This window comes from Granulicella sp. dw_53 (assembly GCF_018449545.1).
Lineage (GTDB): Bacteria > Acidobacteriota > Terriglobia > Terriglobales > Acidobacteriaceae > Edaphobacter.
Genome location: NZ_JAAVUR010000003.1, coordinates 111,894 through 130,034, shown reverse-complemented (window position 1 = coordinate 130,034; position 18,141 = coordinate 111,894). Strand labels below are relative to the sequence as shown.

The following is an 18,141-nucleotide window of genomic DNA, read 5'->3' as shown; positions in this document are numbered from 1 at the left end:
CATGAGCGACACACAATGGGGACGCAAAGAAACCATCGTCCGTCCACCCCACTATCCCGTCTACAGCTTCGGAGCCGTGTTCCTTGCGCTCGTGGTGAGCCTGCTCTGCGTCTACCTCCACCTCGCCTTTGTCATGACGCCGCTGCAACGCTATTACCTCTCCTGCTACGCCGAAACGGGTTTCCTTGGCACCATGCGCCAGAGCAATGAGTACCAGCTTGTGACCGTAGCCGACCGCCAGCATCACGTCCGGCCTGTTACCGAGCCCGATGTGCAGCCAGGTTCCACGCCACAGCCGATCGGCAAGCCGATTCCACTCGCACTCTCCCCGGCTGCTCGCGCCGCAGGGGTTGTTTTTCTGTATCGGGGAGCAAAGGTCGGTTACATGAATCGGCCCCTTCACGAGTACCTGCGGCGCTTCGTTTACGACGGGGATACGTTCGCGGGCATCTTCCGTATTCCTCTCTTATCAGGACTTGCCGCGTTTCTTTTCCAGCTCCCGTTCGCCGTCCGTAAAGATATTCAACGGCTCAAAGAGATGAAGTACGGGCGACTCTTGAAAGGGCCGGTACTTGTGTCGCCAGAAGGCTTCAACAAGGCCGTCCGAGGCGATGGCGTCGGGTTCAAAACCACCGAGTCAAAGCACCTCATGCGTATCCCGCAACGCGCCGAAGGACAACACATCGAGATCATGGGCGATACCGGCGCGGGCAAGTCCAGGCTGGTTATGCAGCTCCTCGTACAGATCAAGGAGCGCGGCCATTCTGCCATCGTGTACGACCCAGCCTGCGAGTTCGTGCAGCGATTCTATGACCCCAGCCGCGGCGACATCATTTTGAATCCTCTCGATGCACGCTGCCCCTATTGGGGACCGTCCGAAGAGCTGCGCCGCCGTGCCGAGGCCAGGGCCATTGCCGCGTCCCTGTATCAACCGACTACGGACAAGAAGGGTGAGTTTTTTACTGAGACTCCGCAGAAAATCTTCGCCCATCTGCTGACCTTCGGCCCATCGCCGCAGGAGTTGGTGGAGTGGATGGCGAACCCCGACGAGATCGACCGCCGGGTCCAGAACACGGAGATGGCGATGATGATTGCGAAGGGAGCGCAGCAGCAGCGCAACGGCGTTCTGGCCTCTCTCGGTTTGATTGCCGATAGCCTGCGAATGCTTCCCCGGAAAGAGAAGTCCGCGAGTCATTGGACTGCAACCGAATGGGCGGAACAAAGAAAAGGATGGATCTTCATTACATCGAAGCCAAGCGAACGCGAGGCCCTGCGTCCGCTTCACAGTCTATGGATCGACCTGCTCGTTTTGCGTCTCTTGAATGAGCCGAAAGAGAGCCAGCATCCCGTTTGGTTCGTGCTGGACGAGTTGGCTAGCCTGCAGCGCCTGCCGCAGTTGCATACTGCGATCACAGAGAACAGAAAGGCGAAGAACCCGCTCATCCTTGGCTTTCAGGGCAAGGCCCAGCTTGAGATGATCTACGGTCATCTGGCCGAGGTGATGCTATCGCAGCCGGCCACCAAGATATTCCTGAAAACCACGGAGCCCAAGGCCGCCGAGTGGATGTCGAACGCCATTGGCAAGGTTGAGATCGAGCGACTGCGGGAGACGCACTCCACCGGGCTGCGGGCAGGCAACAATTTCAGCATAGAGCGCCAGGTCGAGCCGTTGGTACTGGACTCGGAGATCTCCGGACTCCCCGACAGGCACGCATTCCTGAAGCTGGGGAACACGGTAGCCAGATTCTCCTTTGCGTATCACGACATCCCCGCCACGCAGCCCGCATTTGTGCCGCGTCCGCTGGACGACGATGACCTTACCTTCGATCCAAAGACGCTCACGAAGAAGCCGCCGAAGTCTGCTGATACAGCGGCAACCACCGGTCGTGAAGATAGCGAAGACGAGCCCGTCGAGACCGGATTCTCGTTGGGAGATTAGCCATGTTGACCATCTCCAAACCGCTTTCCGCAACGCAGGCGCAGACCTACCACGCCAAGGAGTTCACGTCTGCGGAACAGAATTATTGGAAGCAAGACGACCGAACTTTGGGCGAGTGGCATGGCAAGCTCGCTGAAAAGTTCGACCTCGCAGGAGCCGTAAGCGAGGAACACTTTGCGCGGCTCGCGGACGGCCAGCACCCTCATACTGCCGAGCAGCTTGTACGTCATCGCGTCGTACAGCAGTACGAAGGCGCGGATGGGCAGGCGGTTGCGCCGGTAGAACATCGTGCCGGTTGGGACGCCACATTCTCCGCGCCCAAGTCGGTCTCACTCACCGCGCTCGTCGGTGGGGATGACCGGGTGCGGGACGCGCACCGGGAAGCGGTAAACGTCGCTTTGAGCGAGCTGGAAAGGTACACGCAAGCCCGCATCGGCGGCAATCACACTGCCGAGACCACCGGGGAGTTCATCGCCGCCAAGTTCGAGCATGACACCGCGCGCCCCGTGGACGGCTACGCCGCGCCGCAGCTCCATACCCACGCCGTCATTTTCAATGTCGCCATGCGCGACAACGGACAAACGCGAGCCTTGCAGGAGCGCGGTCTGTTCGAGTCGCAGCAGTTTGTCACTGCCGTCTATCAATCGGAACTGACCTATCGACTTCGTAATCTTGGTTACCAGATTGAGCCGGGACGCAGTGGCGCACCGGAGATCAAAGGCTACTCACAGGATTACCTTGACGCCTCCAGCCCCCGCAGCCAGCAGATACGTGAGCATCTGGAAAAGACCGGCTATCAGGGGCCGGAGGCCGCGCAGATCGCCGCTCACTCTACCCGTGACCGCAAGGAAATTCACTCGCCCGCGGATGTCCTGGCCGCCCATCGGCAGATTGCATCCGAATTCGGCAACCAGGCAGACAAAGTTGTGATGGAGGCACGGAGGCGGGGTCAGGAATATGCGCCCGAGCACGACCGGGAGAGTTCGCGACAGGTTGCACGACAGGCTGTCACCTATGCCCGCGACCGCAGCTTTGAGCGGGAAGCGGTCACCGATGAGCGTGAGCTTTACCGCGATGCTTTGCGACGCGGTATGAGTGAAACAACGTACTCGGAAGTTCGCGCCGAGTTTGAGGCTCGCATTGCCGCAGGTGAGTTCCAGCTTGTGCCCGGACAGAAGCACGACTCAGGCCGGAGCTTCACGACCGCTGAAACGATCCGCGCCGAGAGAGAGATCCTGCGCCGGATGCAACAGGGCCAGGGTCGCGCCGAGCAGATCATGCCCATCCAAGCTGCCGTCGCCCATACCGAAAAGCAGCAGCATCTTAACGCCGGACAGCGGTCTGCCGCCGAGGAGATTCTGACCTCGCGCGATGTCGTGCAAGGGCTGGAGGGACGGGCTGGTGTCGGGAAGACGACCCTTTTGAAATCGGTCCGTGAAGCAGCCGAACAACGCGGCTATGTCGTCGAAGGCTTCGCCCCGACATCCCGCGCCGCCAACCAGCTCCGCGCCGCCGGTATCTCTGCCGACACCCTACAGGGTTTCCTCGTCCGTCCCGGCCAGCCGAACCCCGACCGTCATCTTTATATGGTGGACGAATCCAGTCTTGCCAGCACGAAACAGCTCCGTGACTTCCTTGCCAAACTCGGATCGAGCGACCGCGTGTTGTTCATCGGAGACACCCGCCAGCATCAGGGCGTCGAAGCGGGCAAACCTTTCGAGCAGTTGATCAATGCAGGGATGAGCACCACACATCTTGACCAGATCGTGCGTCAACTAGAAGCTCCCGAGCTGTTGAAGGCGGTTGAGCATCTGTCCCGTGGCGAGATCGCGGAGGGTGTGACGCTGCTGGAACGCCAGGGTCGCGTCACCGAGATCGCCGATGCGCAGCAGCGCATTGCCACCATTGCGCGGAGCTATGCCGCTAGCCCGGACAACACCATTGTTGTCTCCCCCGATAACGCCTCGCGCCGTCAGATCAATCAGGCAGTACGTTCCGAATTGCGGGCCCATGGCACGGTGGCCTTGGAAGATCATCCGATGCGCATACTTGCTCCCCGTTCCGACATGACAGGAGCGGACCGGACCTGGGCAGCTCGCTATGCGGTAGATGATGTACTCCACTACCCGCGCGGCAGCCAGGACATCGGCATTGGGAAGCAAAGCCATACAAAGGTGATCGCTACACGCCCCAAAGACAATTTGCTCACCGTTCAGAAAGAAGATGGAGCCACCGTCACTTACAATCCAACGCGGCTCTACGGCGTGAACGTCTACCGGGAATTGGAGCAGGAGTTTGCGGTGGGCGACCGTTTGAGCTTCACCGCACCGTCCAAAGAATTAGACGTTGCCAACCGCGACCTTGGCACAGTACAGCATATCGGCAAGGACGGCCAGTTCGCCGTGAAGATGGACAATGGAAAATTAGTCAGGTTCGACGCTAACCAAATGCGGCACTTCGACCACGGCTACGCAGTCACGAGTCATAGTTCCCAAGGACTCACCGCTCAGCGTGTCATGGTAAATCTCGCTAGCGACATGCACGCAGATCTGATTAACAAACGCTTCGCATATGTCACTGTTTCGAGAGGATCTCATGACGCACACATCTACACGGATAACGCCGCGTCCCTCGTTGGCAAACTGTCGCACGATGTAGTGAAGTCGTCCGCCGTCGAAGTCGTTCAGCAGTTTTCGACGGCCGAAAGCGTGGGCTTCCATATGTAGAGCGACGGGACTATACCTTCGTTACTGCTACTCGCCGAGACGGATGCTTAATCCCTTTTCGTTGAGTTCTTCAACGTCTTCAAGCTTCTTTGTTTCGTCGCCAGCCCTTTAGCCAGTGATGTTTATTCCGTCCCAGGAACTCCAGTCATCAAGATGATGCTGTGTAACGGAACAAGAGCGCGGTCCACGAACCACGACATCAGCCGGAGTTCCGGTCACTTGGCGCTATTTCAGTTTTGCATGGAATCACCCCTTTGTAACTGCGCCAGACTATCGCCTGGAATACCATAAGTTGTATTCCAGGACCTCCCCAAGAACGCTAGTATCTGGGTGCGGCCTTAGGTGCCTTGCGGCTCGGAGTTAGCCGAACTATTCCCTCCTGGCAATTCATTTATCTTGCGTCGTGTGCCCAAGGTTAGTCGGAGCTTCGTCCGAAGGCGCCGTCACGCGCGAAAACCGAAGTAGAGACTAGTGAGCGTTCTGATGACGAGTCGTAAACTCAACCCATTTCACAATAGTATGCGTGTGGCTGCAGGTATTTTCCTTGTTACATCCACCGCACAGCTGAGTGCCCAGTTCCATCTCGCGGCAAGCCGAGCCCACTTCAGTTCGGTTGCCAAAAAGACGATAGATTTGGTGGATGGAAGCAATGCAGTGACTTTTGAAAAAAACTACAGAGTGCCGGTCCATTCCGACACTCCTATATCGCCGGTTATCGCAAACAGGATCCACGGGACCGAGACTGCTTCGTCGGCGCTCATAGCAGGCAATGCTCTTATGGTGACCCGTTCCGATGAAGGGGCAGCTGTAGATTCCACAAGCCAGGTCCCGGATATTGGGTCATGGGTCAACGCCGTTATTGCTACGTTGCCCACGGTGACACAGAACGGGCAAGTCTGGGCACGAGGATCCGTCACCATCCCCGCCTATAATGCGGCGGGGAACTACGACTTCAGCACGACCATCGTCCTCGATTCGCCCTATGTGAATCTGCACTGCGAACCGGGTGTCATCTTGACCTACACCGGATCAGGAGATGCGATTCGGATTCTGCCTCACGCGCAGATCGCCGGTTCTGCTGCTACCCAGCCCAATCAAGGTCCGTCCGTTGATAACTGTTCGATCTACAACACCTCTGCGTCCGCCATCAGTGGCATTCACGCTGGTGACATCTCGAAGATTCACCTTACTAACGTTGCAGTAAACAACTTCAATGGAACGCCGACCTCATCTGCTTATTGGTTCGACAATACGGTCTCTTTCACTGAGGGTTTGGCACTAGTCGATATCACCTCAAGTAACAACTCCATTGCGATGCGCTTCACCAACACCGTCGGTACGGCCTTCAGTAACAGCTTCGGATATACCTCGATTCGCGGGTTTCGCGCAGGTATTAGAACAAATCAGATTGGTTTCTCCGTAGAGGAAGGAACCTTTCTTTACCATAGCTATATCGACGGGATTCTGGAGACCTCTGATGCCAGCGGCACGGTAATGTCGGTCAGCGGTACTGGCAAAGTGGGCGGAAACCAAGGCGACGATGTCCTATTCCTACGGGCGGAATGTGTGAATGGTTCTGGCTCTTGCACTGGAGCAACCTTGCTCAAACTCGGAGCTGCCACACAATTCGTGGCCAACGGATTCATGAACGCCTTAGGAGTAACCATGAAAACTTCTATAGCTCCAGGTGCGGTCTTTCACTGGCAGGGAACCACCCAGTTGAATAATACTGACAATCGAAGCGAATGGGCGTCTGATGGAAGCATCCACCTGGTATGGAACACCAACACCAGAGCCCTGCTGTCCCCAAGTAATCTTCGCGTCGACGGGAGTACCTATGTTTTGGGATGGTCAACCAATCCTACGGCGAATCCAAACTTTCTCGGCCTCTCTCCGTGCGGGGGCGGGATTATGAAGTTGTGCTTGGGAAATGGAACCTATGCAGATTCTTCCGCACCTCTCAAGGCTGGACAGATCGCAGCCAGCCAGTTTATCGGTAGCTCGCTTGTTCCCACCGTCGTCCCCGGACCCGGGGCTGGATCTTTCCCGACCGCAGTCTCACTCACTCCCGGCAGTACCAATGTCTCGGGCACGGTCCTGTTCACGACCGGGGCCTCGCCGGTTGCGGTTTCCGCCGCGGTGACGGTTCTCTTCGCAACTCCATTGGCGCAGGCCCCTAACGTCTGTATCCCCACTGCTCAAAACGCAGCCACAGGAACAGCGTTGAACAACCTGATCATAAGTTCGCCCGCCACAACAGGGTTCGTCATATTCTCGGGATTCGTGGCGCTCACTGCCTCCACAACCTATCAACTTGGATACGCTTGCTTCTAGCTTCGACACGGCCGGTCATATGTAGAGCCCCGAAGGAGGTGTCGGTTACATTAGACTTCTGGAAATTGGTATGTCTTTGAGAATGTGGTGCCGGATTCGGGATCGAACCGTCGCCAGCCTTTTAGGGCTTCCTTGCAGTACAAATCTGCGATGGTTTAGGGCGTTTGGACTGTTTCAGCTCGGCTATGTTCCTCCTATTGTTCCTGCCGAAGTAGCGTTGCAAATCAGGTGTTGAGAGATCCGTCAATAACTCTTCGCACGGGAGTGGGATGTCTAAGTCGTTTATTTTGAGCATATATCGCCTACGATAATGGCAATTGTCGTAGGTAAAATCACTTTATGACAACCGAGCTCGTTTTGGCCCCTCCACCGTCAGAAAGCAGGGAAGCGGAGCCCTTGGCCCTCACCCCGGCCCAGAGTTTGCTGCGCCAGCGGGTGCTGGATTCGGTAGCGTCGCCACATTCGAAGCGCAACTACGCCCGAGCGCTCGACGACCTGTTCGCCTTCTGTGCCAGCCGACCTCTCTCCCGTTCTCTTTTAATGGAGTGGCGGGCTGGCATGGAAGCTTTATCCCCCTCGACGATCAACGTCCGGCTCTCGGCGGTGCGAAAGATGGTGGGTGAAGCCTGGCACGCCGGCATGATCGGGCAGGAGGAGGCGGCCAGCCTGACCGACATCCCCAACATCAACCAGAAGGGAACGCGGCTGGGAAACTGGCTGACCCGCGAGCAGGCCAAGGATCTGCTGGCGGTTCCCGACCGCTCGACCCTGAAAGGGAAGCGCGACTATGTGATTCTGGCGCTGCTGGTCGGCTGCGCCCTGCGGCGGAACGAATTGGCTGAGCTCGACATCGAGACGATTCAACAGAGGGAAGGGAGGTGGGTGCTAGCCGACCTCGAGGGTAAAGGCCGGCGGATCCGGACGGTGGCTGTTCCCATCTGGGTCAAACTGGGCATCAATGCCTGGATGACCGCGGCCGGTATCGAAGATGGCCGATTGCTGCGGTCGGTCTCCAAAAGCGGGAAGATCAATGGCGATACGCTGAGCGACTGGGCGGTCTGGTCGATAGTTGAACAGTCATCCAAGCAAATCGGGATCGAACACTTCGGCGCTCACGATCTGCGCCGGACTTGCGCGAAGCTCTGTCGGAAGAGCGGCGGGGATCTGGAGCAGATCAAATTCCTGCTCGGGCACTCCTCCATCCAGACGACCGAGCGGTATCTGGGCTCCGATCAGGGGATCGTTGTTGCGGTAAATGATAATTTGGGGCTTTGATGCTGGCAATCCGTTAGCTACAACGCCGGTTTGCGCAACGAGTTATTGTGAAAATTGTGATTTGGGGAGACCTATATTCGCGCCATCGACATTCACGGTCGTTGAGACCCGATAGCAGCCTCGAGGGAACGACCTGATGATTGCCACGAGATCTAGCATTGGCACGAGTTGCACTCCACTTCGGGACGAGCGCTCCCGAGTCGCTAAAAACGACGGTTAAATGTAAAATAGCACGTTTGGTCGTACTATTGGTGGCTATGGCACATGCGAGCTCTTCAACTCGGGAACGTATTATCGGATCGGGCCTACAGATTCTTAGCGTGGCGGGATTGGCGGGTGTAAGTCTTGGAGGACTGGCTGAGAAAGTCGGAATGTCCAAGAGTGGGTTGTTTGCCCATTTCAAATCGAAGGAACATGTCGAACTGGAATTGTTAGACCAAGCCTTCTCGCTCGCCATCCAACATGTTGAGACTGCTGCGCTCAAGGAGTCCGACGGACTCCCACGACTAATCGCCGCCGTTCACGCTTGGATTGGCTGGTACACGAAAGTGGGACTCTCGGGTGGATGTCCTGTAGCAGCGGCTATGTTCGAGTTGGATGACGTTGATGGACCTCTTCGGGATGGCATGCTGAAGAACGTCAAACTCTGGCACGAGATGTTCAAGAATTTTATCCTCGGAGCGATTCGTGAAGCACACCTACGCAAAGACACGGACGTGGATCAATTCTTTTGGGAATTACAAGGCATTTATCTTGCCCATCATATTTCGACTCGGTTTTTCCGCGATACCCGGGCGGATGAACGGGCAGACAGGTCACTCGAAAAGTTGATAGTACAATCCCGAAACGCTTCGAAATCAGTGCCGTCCAAGAAAGGTCCCCGAAGCCAGGGGAAGCCTCACCCGAAATAGACGGTAGTTATAGTTATGATTCCCCGCCAAATGTGCTTGGTGGGAGTCGCTCCTTCGGCTTATTTGCACTGCACTGAGAGTGACCGTCTCTGGTTCGATGAACCGTGAGTAACAGGAGATTGAGGCGCGGCGAGTGCTAGTGGCCACCGATCCAGCAAGAGTATGCTGTGATCTCAGTACTTGTCGATCTTCGCTTGTGAAGCCCGGCAAGGCCGGATGTGACCAGCGCGTTCCGGCCACGCATACGCGATACTTCAGTTCTCTCATACCGCAGCAAATGCAATAGTTGTTCCATCTTCAGGCGATTGAAATAACAGCATTTCGTTCCGTCTACTGCCACGAAACCTCTGGTTCCACAAAATCGTTTGGTCTGGAACTGTGGGTTGCGCCATCCTTGCCTGGATATCTTGGAGTAGTTCGGCTACAGTTCGTAAAGAGAAACTTCTCGATCAGGATCAGCTGCGTTAGCAGATCGAAATCGTAGATGCTACGCGTCAAGAGAGTCAGTCCCGTCTTCGCCACGGATAGAAAAAATCAATGCGTCGTTGAACGTCCCTCGCTGATCGGCTTTATCATACTGCTGCAACCGCGCCAGAAGGTCGGCGAGGATTCCGACATCGTTCCAGACTTCGCGGTCAGGATCACGATAGGATGGTCGGGCGTTGTTCGATCGAAGCGAGTAGCTGATCGACTGCGCGTGACATATCGGATGGCCCGGATTCAGAGGCCGGCAAAAGCCGACAGCTTCTTTATCTCCCTGCCCTACTCTTTCCAAGAGTGACTCGTCCTACCCAGACGTTAGGCATTCCCATGCGTGGGAGTTGCTGCAGTATGCTTAACGTCGAGTTAGACCACATGACGCTGCGAGAGTTGTGTTTTGCGGCGGAGTAAAAGTAACTTCCCCCTGGTCGCACCCATGAGCCCGCGAGAAGATCGCGTGCCAGGTTCTTTCGCCGTCGTTGGTTCGCTATCGGCCGAACCACTACTCCGTGCCCCACGGATTCGGCGCTTCTCCCCTGTTCAAACCTATGCCTTCCCCTCAGGAACCCCCTTCTGGAGGAGCCTCCTTACCGTCGTCTCGACAGCGCCCAGGGCGTCCGATTGAGCAATTTTGTGACTCAGGGCGCGAGCTGAGCTGCGATAGGAAGGGTTTGACAAAACCTCGTGAACTGCAGTGCGGATCTGGACCTGGCTGGGCGTCGACGTTCTTAAGTTGACGCCAACTCCAGACCACTCCACGCGCTGCGATACCCACCCCTTATCCTCCGTCTGACCCGCCGCGACAATCGGCACGCCAAACGTCAGCGCCTGGTTTACTGCTCCGTAGCCTCCGTTGGTTAGAAATACATCAACCTTTGGCAGCAGGTGATCGAATGGAACGAACGGAACGATTCGCGCGTTGTGGTTGACGGTCGATATTCCCGAGTCTGATTTTCCGGTTGCCGCGATCACTAGAACATCCTCATCGGCCAACGTCGTAAGCGTGGGCACAATTAGGTCCGTGAGGTTTGCGTTTGCCAGCGTGCCCTGCGTAACCAGGACCACAGGCCTGGACCCGTCGAGGTCATGCCACCACGATGGCTCTCCGAATGTTGCGCCAGCTTCTGGGGGTAGGGGACCGACCAGATGCACTTTGGCGGGCATGTCCGACGGCACGAATTCAAACTCCGGAATGCTGAACTGGAGGAATTGGTCAGGGAGACTATAGAAACAGTTGAATGGTAAGCCGGCAAATGAGGCTGCACTGATCTCCTTGAGACGGTTGGTGAGAGTGACGGCGAATGGATCCAGCGCCTTCAGGAAATTTCGATTGGCGGTTGCCACCGCTTGTTGCTCTCTCGGTGTCCTCGCCGGGCCCGCAGAGGGACCGGCGTCGATTCCCGTAAGCAGCATCGGATTTATACCGCAGCAAATTACCGGAGGCCGCGTGCTGCGCGACTCCATCAGCAGTGGAAGGACGCCATAAAATAGAGTGTCGATGACTATCAAATCGATCGCACGGGCATCCAAGATCTCCTGCAGTCCGCGATATTGATCTGGAAGCGTATCGCTGAACACCGCTTCACGAATGAGATTGAGCCGCTCAAGGCCTGGGGGTAGCAAACTCCTATCAGGAAAGATTCGATAGTCATAATTGGCTTTACCGCTCAAACCTACAAATTTCAGTCCGCGAGCTTCCACCTCGTTGCGAAAGAGCTCGCCCGTATGGAAGAGAATCTTGTGATCCAAAGCAGCAAGGCGCCCACCGATAGTAAGCATGGAATTGACATGACCGGGATTCGGAACTGAACATACAAGTATCTGAGCCATTGGTTGAGAACATCCTTACGTTTCAGTTGCGTTAAAGCCGCATTGTGAAGAGAGCCAATATTGGGATCATCGTGACGACAAAGCGTCCGCCTCTGCATTCGAGTCAGCCTGTCAATCGGAGAAGCGTCAAGGTCGCGATAGTGCAGTTGTGATTTCACGATGCCTATATATTTCGGCTAGAGTTCTTCTTTAATCGTTCCGCAGCAATTGAGTCCAGGAGTTGCGCCAGCGCTTGCGGTTGGGAGACCATAGGAAGGTGACTCGAATGCAATTCGTGGACGACCGTATGATTTTCCATCGCCGCGTCTACTTCTCTGATCAACACCGTTTGTGCCTCTGGCGGAAGCCCTCGATCCTGGAGGCAACGAATGTAGTGGCGTGGAACCTTTCCGAACCGCTCAAAGGTCATTGGGGACGGCAGTAGAGTTACAGAGTTCGGCTCGTCGCAATGAAGGTTGGCAATGTGTGCTGCGAAGTCGCTATCTTCAATGTCGGCCGCGAACGCCAGTTTCATGCGGTCATAGAAGGTTTTGTCATTCGACCGGAAGTTGATTCGCTGAGCACCAATCTCTGCTGGAGGCGCAGCGATCAAAGTTCGCAGCACAGAAGAGGAGTTTGCAGGATGGCGATGGAATTCACTGAGGGTAACACTTGGTGCCAACATGAACCCGGTGACATAGACAATCGCCTCGAGTTGCTCGGGGATGGCCTCCGCCACTGCCGTGACGGTCAGGCCACCCATAGAATGGCCTACAAGGACGATCGGCCGGTCTGTGCTTTTCCTAATTCCATTAATTAATTCTACGATCGCATTCGTTCTTTGCTCTTGCGTGACGCCGGAATTCGGCGTCGGCTCCCGAGCGAACACAGTTCCATCAACCGGGTTGGAATAGCTGGTGGGATTAACGCTGTGGACACCGGCTCCCGGTAAGTCGATTGCGTATGTTTCGTAACCGGATCTTGCAACGTGCTCCATCAACGGCTGCCAGCACGTCGAGTTATGCCATGCGCCATGGATCAAGACAAAAGCAACTGTGTCATTTTCCATGATGCTTCGCCTCCTTCGGATTCAGCAAAGAGTTCGCCATTCGTGCTGTTTCGCCGTCCGCAAATAAGGACCTCACTGTCTTGTAGCCATGCAGCACAGGATATAGCTGCCTGGCAATTTATTGCATATGAAAGTGCTTCTATCATATTAGCACGACCGTTCGTGCTAATATAAGAACGGAACAAGAGATCTTGGGATGGTAGGAGTGTGGTGGGCGCTAGCAATCGAGCGCCGATAACCTGAAATGCCGGCTTTGTCAGTTTCAGATCCCGAGCCAGCTTGTGCAGCGTTTGTCTCCGATCGTTCCCGTATCGATAAATCCTTCATTGTTGTTTGGGAAGATGAACGCGTTCGGGGACTTTACATCAGAACGCTCGATGAGCTGCGTTAGAAACGCTCAAATGCATGATTGAAGGCAGGTCTTGGCTGGGAATGAATATAGGCTGAGATATCGAATGCTTCCTGCGGAGATAAGATGCCCATTCGATTCTGCGGCATGTTGTGTTGCACAAACGCGGCCATCTTAGTGATGTCGTTCATGCCTGCTCCGTCGTTGAACGAGTACTCGCCCCAGAGAGGAGGGAAGAGTGGGGAGCGGCCTTCCCCTTGCTGCCCGTGACAGCCTGCGCATTGCGTTGCGTAGATTTGGGCACCGTGTTTTGGGTCCGGTTGTAGAGAAGGAAGGTGGACTAATCCTCTCCCTACAAAGGGTTCTTCGCGAGGCTGTGGTTTCGAAACCCAAGTGATGTAGTCCACCACTGCTTGCATCTCGGGTCCGTCATATGAGATTGGCTTACCATTCTCGCTTCGCACAAAGCATTCCTCGATGCGATCCTTCAGAGAGATTATGCGTCCTGCCCGACGGTTAAACATGGGGAAGGCTTCAGGAACTCCAACCATCGGAGAAGCATAGGGCTGGATACCACCCTCTACGTGACAATGGGTACAACTCATCCTCGCACCCGTGTATTTGGTTGCATACAAGGGTGTCTCATTAAAGATGAAAGAGCCTCGACGAATGCTCGCTCCCAGTGCCCCCTCTGGAATGGTATTAGGGGCGGAGGGGTCCAGGCCAGCCCATTTTTTTTAGGCTTCGCACCGATATGGAAGAACGAAAAGTTCTTAAGTCGCAGGCCAATAACAATCGTGCTGGCGTATGCCATCACGATCAGTAGAGCCACAGCGATATTAAATTTCCTTGCCATTGATGATTCTGCCGTAAGTGTCCGAGTTCGCAGTTCGATTCAATGTCCGGAATCGCGAACGAGCGAATCATTGAGCGTCCCGTTTTCCGAGGTCCCTGTACTGATTAGTAACGAGACACTATTCAAAGGCAAATATTCCCTACTCTTTAGGCGGCGCGCGACTGGATGGCCTTGTTCAAAGATGCATAGAAGTTTGCCCGGCGTATATGCCATGTTTACCGCCGAGCACACGAGACGTCTGAAGCTTGGATGGCAAGGCTTAGCTTGTAATAGCGTCGAATCGCCAACGCGGATGCCACCAGCGAATTTCGTGTTATCTCCAACAACTTCGATGCCCACTATGGATTTTCGCCCGGTGCGGTTGTCAGTATCGATACCAAGAGCGGCACAAATTCTCTTCATGGTGGCGTCTTCGAGTTCCTTCGCAACAGCGCCCTTAATTCGGCGAACTACTTCTCCAAGCAGGTCGATCCTCTCAAGCGCAACCAGTTCGGCGGCTTCCTGGGCGGCCCTCTCAAGAGAGACAAGCTCTTCCTCTTCGGCAACTACCAGGGCACCCGTCAATCCTCGCAATCCACCGCCAACGCTACCAACACGCCTACACAAGCCATGTTGAACGGCGACTTCAGCGCATATCCCACTATGCTCGGCGGCGGATTTACTACCGTCAATGGCAAGCGCAACCAGATCTATCCCACTCTCTTCGATCCCGCATCCATCAGGATCGCGAAGACCGTGCTTCCTCTCGGTCAGGATCCAGCCAGCGGCCTCGTCTACTACCAGGCCCCGGCAACCAGGGAGACTTACGACGAAGGCACCGGCCGCCTGGACTACTCCATCAATGACAAGCAGCGTCTGAGCGTGCGTAGCTTTATCCAGTACTACAAACGCGCAGAGGGTAGCACCCCCGGCAACATCCTCGCGATCAATCCCGGTAAAACCGGCAAGTTCTTCAATGAAGTTTTGAACCATACCTGGACCATCACCCCAAGCACGGTGAACGCTCTTTCACTGTTCTGGAACCAGATGCATGTCTTCAACGCCGGAACTCAGTTCGACTCATCCGGCAACTCCTTCTGTCTCTCCAAGTACATCAACATCGTCGATCCTCCGGGTACCTGCTACTCGGAGGGCCTCAACGCCAGTGGTGGCTTCAGTACCCCTTACTCTGAGTTCACTGGCGAGATGCGTCGTTCCTTTGGCTTCTCCGACTATCTCACCAGGAGCATCGGCAACCATACCGTCTCCGTCGGAGCTGACTTCTGGCATCAATCCGCACGCGAGCTTACCTTCTACCCGGCCGCTCCCATCGTCGGCTTCAATGGTTACTCCACTGGTTCGGGCCTGGCTGACTTTCTGCTTGGCCGGGTTGGAAGTTTCACCCAGGGTGCCGGCGAGATCGCAGATGTCACCGGTATTCTCTTCGGCGCCTACGCGCAGGACCAATACCGCCTTCGTCCCAACCTCACTCTCACCCTCGGACTACGCTGGGATCCGAACCTGCCTCCTGCCTCCAAGGCTGGACGCGGATCTGTCTACATCCCTGGAGCACAGAGCACCATGTTCCCCAATGCTCCTGCAGGTCTCCTCTTCCCCGGCGACAGAGGTGTCTCGGATAGCCTTATAAAAAATACCTACGGCTACTTTGAACCGCGCATCGCCATCGCGTATCAGGCTTCTCCGCGAACGGCATTCCGCGCTGGCTTCGGTATGTTCACCGCACCGCTGCCCTACTCCATCTACAACCACGTAGCTGATATTAGCCCATTCAGTCCCATGTACACTCTCAACGGCAGCACCGCGCAGACCGTGCAGTTCTCCAGCCCCTGGGCAAACTTTAGTCCCACAGGAAATGCCAGCCCCTTCCCACCCTTTGCATACAGCCTCACTCCTCCGTCCGCAAACTCGCAGTTCGGCAGTCAGGTCACAGTTCCCGCGACCTTCCGTCCCGACTTCAAGCTGGGTATGACGCAGAGTTGGAACCTGTCCGTGGAACAGCAGTTCACCTCTGACTTCGTCGTCCACCTAGCCTACGTCGGGAGCCAGTCCTATCATCAGACGACAGCCATCGACAGCAACCCGGGCCAGATTGCGGCCCTTGCACGAGGTGTCCGTCCCAACGCTGCCTTCGCGCAGATCCTTACCACCACCAGCCTCGGTACCAGCAATTATCACTCGATGCAGCTGCAGGCCGAGAAACGCATGTCGCGTGGCTTCCAGATCCAGTCCAGCTTTACCTGGTCCAAAACCATCGACCTCGGCTCCTCCGGCAACGTCACCTTTGGGAGTCCAGCACTCGCCAACCCTTACAACATCGGCTATAACCGTGGCATCTCCGACCTTAGCTTCCCGTTCGTCTCAGTGACGAACGGCGTCTACACCACTCCTGCCCTCCGCAACTGGAATCCTCTTCTGCGCAGCACTCTCGGCGAATGGGAACTCTCGGCCATCTACACCCTCCAGTCCGGCCGTCCCTTTGGCATCACAGGTGGCAACGGAGGAAACAATTCCGGAGCGCTCCAGTACAACGATCGTGCCGATTTCGTTCCCGGAGCCACCGTCCAAACCCACCAAGGCACCAAGGAGCAGTAGGTCAACCAGTACTTCACGACAACCGCCTTCCAACCCAATGCAGGCGGCACCTTCGGCAACACCCCTCGCAACTTCCTTCGTGAACCCGGCATCAACTACAGCGACGCCGCGATCATGAAGAACTGGACCGCGCGCGATCGATATCGCTTGCAGTTCCGTTGGGAGCTCTTCAATGCCTTCAACCGCACCAGCTTTGGTCAACCGGACAACAACCCGAGCAGCGGTACCTACGGTCGCATCACTGCAGTCGGCAGCGTCCTCCCACGAGTTATGCAGGCTGGCCTCAAACTAACCTTCTAACAGCAGATCGGCGACTTTAGTTATGGCCACGCCTTATCGCTGCTGAGCTAACTTGGTTAGCTCAGCAGCGGTTATTCGCCACCGGAAACATGAAGGCAGGGCAGGACTCGCGGAATCTGAGGCAGCGGAGCACTCGTCCATTGTGCTAATTGCGATTTTTCTTATGGAGTCGCGTCCCTCTGTCGCGACCGAACTTAAGCTGGAATGGCAGTTCACAATTACGGCAGAAGCTGTGAGGACTGCGATGTTATCGCCGTATAAGGTGTCAGGTTTAGGGCATTTGGCTCGATAAAGACGGGCATAATTTGTCGGCCGAAGTGTTTTTTATTGAAGAGCATTGGCAAAAACACGTTGTCTGCAGTCGACAAAATGAATTGCTGTCTTGATTTGTTTGCTGGTTGGTTGCACATCCTAAACTGATCCTAAGTGAAAGAGAGATGTCATTGATGAATGAACTTGCCCCACAGGTAAAGACTCTCTTAGAGCAGATCCAAGCAAAGGCAGCGCAGCGTCCGGCTCCATCAGTGCACTTGTCCGCAACGGAAAGGATTGTTGCAACACGGCAATTAAGAAGCACCTCTACGGCGCTAAGGTATCCATTGGAGCCGGTGTCAAAAATCGAAGATTTCAACATACCAAGTCCTGCTGGAAAGATCCCCGTTCGTTTGTATGTTCCGCATACGGAAGGACCCGTGCCAACCGCCGCACCCGTTTTCGTCCATTGCCATGGGTGAGGGTTTGTCGCTGGGGATCTCGAAGAAGATGATACATTACTTCGGGCGTTAGCAAATCGTGCTCAATGCATCGTCATTTCGGTGGGGTACCGTCTTGCGCCAGAAGATCCTTACCTCGCTGCGAATGATGATGCATGGGTGGGTCTTACATGGGTCGCCGCTCACGCTTCCGAAATTGGTGGTGACTCACAGCGGCTCGCCATAGGAGGTGCTAGCTCAGGTGGTCTCCTGGCTGCATGGGTAGCTCAGAAAGCAGCAAAGACTGGACCAGCGCTACGTCTTCAGGTACTGCTTTATCCAATCCTCGACGTTACTGCTTCAAAGCCTTCGTGGAAAGAATTGGGAACCGGCGCTTATCTCGTTTCCCATAACAAGACGCTCGAATGGTACGACGCCTATCTGCCGCCTGGAATAAACCGCGAAGATCCGAACGTGTCTCCACTCTTCACTACAGACCTCACCGGTATAGCGCCTGCGCTGATCATCACTGCGGATCATGATCCTGTGCGGGATGAAGGAAATGAGTATGCTTCAAAATTGAAGGCCGCAAATATCCCGGTAGATCACACTTGCTGGATGGGCATGATTCATGGACTAGCTTCCATGGCTGGTGTGCTCGATGCAGGCAAGGCTCTTATCGATCAAGTCGGGATGTCACTTCGCAAAGCATTTGAATAGGCTAAAAGCATCAGTCCGCTTGATTCCCTTAGTGTCGCTGCATCGGCTGAATTCCCCAGCCATACAGCCTAGTTGGAAGAACGGAACAG

12 protein-coding genes and 1 pseudogene are annotated in these 18,141 nt (G+C 55.6%); 8 read left to right on the top strand and 5 right to left on the bottom strand.

Features of this window, described 5'->3' with window-relative positions:
- The first annotated feature begins 1 nt into the window (after window position 1).
- From HB393_RS05775 to HB393_RS05755, 5 genes are all read left to right on the top strand, one after another.
- On the top strand, window positions 2-1,939 hold the full coding sequence (locus tag HB393_RS05775; protein ID WP_213804215.1) for a type IV secretion system DNA-binding domain-containing protein: 1,938 nt from the start codon (window positions 2-4) through the stop codon (window positions 1,937-1,939).
- Window positions 1,940-1,941: 2 nt separating this feature from the next.
- Window positions 1,942-4,665, top strand: a complete 2,724-nt coding sequence (gene mobF, locus HB393_RS05770; protein ID WP_213804214.1) for a MobF family relaxase — start codon at window positions 1,942-1,944, stop codon at window positions 4,663-4,665.
- 777 nt (window positions 4,666-5,442) lie between these two features.
- Entirely contained in the window at window positions 5,443-6,999 is a 1,557-nt protein-coding gene (locus HB393_RS05765; RefSeq protein WP_255550844.1) for a hypothetical protein, read from the top strand.
- Window positions 7,000-7,395: 396 nt separating this feature from the next.
- Window positions 7,396-8,274, top strand: a complete 879-nt coding sequence (locus tag HB393_RS05760) for a site-specific integrase (protein WP_255550843.1) — start codon at window positions 7,396-7,398, stop codon at window positions 8,272-8,274.
- Between the two features lie 257 nt (window positions 8,275-8,531).
- Window positions 8,532-9,185, top strand: coding sequence for a TetR/AcrR family transcriptional regulator (locus HB393_RS05755; RefSeq protein WP_213804211.1), 654 nt, complete (start codon window positions 8,532-8,534; stop codon window positions 9,183-9,185).
- Between the two features lie 487 nt (window positions 9,186-9,672).
- On the opposite strand, the gene HB393_RS05750 is transcribed toward HB393_RS05755, so the two are convergent.
- From HB393_RS05750 to HB393_RS25105, 5 genes are all read right to left on the bottom strand, one after another.
- Window positions 9,673-9,960: a hypothetical protein gene (locus HB393_RS05750; RefSeq protein ID WP_213804210.1), complete on the bottom strand. Its 288-nt coding sequence runs from the start codon at window positions 9,958-9,960 to the stop codon at window positions 9,673-9,675.
- Window positions 9,961-10,211: 251 nt separating this feature from the next.
- Window positions 10,212-11,495, bottom strand: coding sequence for a nucleotide disphospho-sugar-binding domain-containing protein (locus HB393_RS05745; protein ID WP_213804209.1), 1,284 nt, complete (start codon window positions 11,493-11,495; stop codon window positions 10,212-10,214).
- A gap of 163 nt (window positions 11,496-11,658) precedes the next feature.
- Window positions 11,659-12,543 carry an alpha/beta fold hydrolase gene (locus HB393_RS05740; protein WP_213804208.1) on the bottom strand — a complete coding sequence of 295 codons (885 nt, stop codon included), beginning with the start codon at window positions 12,541-12,543 and terminating at the stop codon, window positions 11,659-11,661.
- A 387-nt stretch (window positions 12,544-12,930) separates the two neighbouring features.
- Window positions 12,931-13,311, bottom strand: a complete 381-nt coding sequence (locus HB393_RS05735; RefSeq protein WP_213804207.1) for a c-type cytochrome — start codon at window positions 13,309-13,311, stop codon at window positions 12,931-12,933.
- Between the two features lie 476 nt (window positions 13,312-13,787).
- Complete coding sequence (locus tag HB393_RS25105) at window positions 13,788-14,312, bottom strand: hypothetical protein (RefSeq protein WP_255550842.1); 525 nt, start codon at window positions 14,310-14,312, stop codon at window positions 13,788-13,790.
- A gap of 45 nt (window positions 14,313-14,357) precedes the next feature.
- On the opposite strand from HB393_RS25105, the gene HB393_RS05730 reads away from it, so the two are divergent.
- From HB393_RS05730 to HB393_RS05725, 3 genes and pseudogenes are all read left to right on the top strand, one after another.
- Window positions 14,358-16,340: a TonB-dependent receptor gene (locus HB393_RS05730; RefSeq protein ID WP_255550841.1), complete on the top strand. Its 1,983-nt coding sequence runs from the start codon at window positions 14,358-14,360 to the stop codon at window positions 16,338-16,340.
- Window positions 16,341-16,454: 114 nt separating this feature from the next.
- A complete protein-coding gene (locus HB393_RS25100; protein ID WP_255550840.1) occupies window positions 16,455-16,640 on the top strand; it encodes a hypothetical protein in 186 nt (61 codons plus the stop codon).
- Window positions 16,641-17,386: 746 nt separating this feature from the next.
- Window positions 17,387-18,052 (top strand): annotated as a pseudogene (locus HB393_RS05725) (alpha/beta hydrolase); the annotation flags it as partial.
- Window positions 18,053-18,141: the final 89 nt, after the last annotated feature.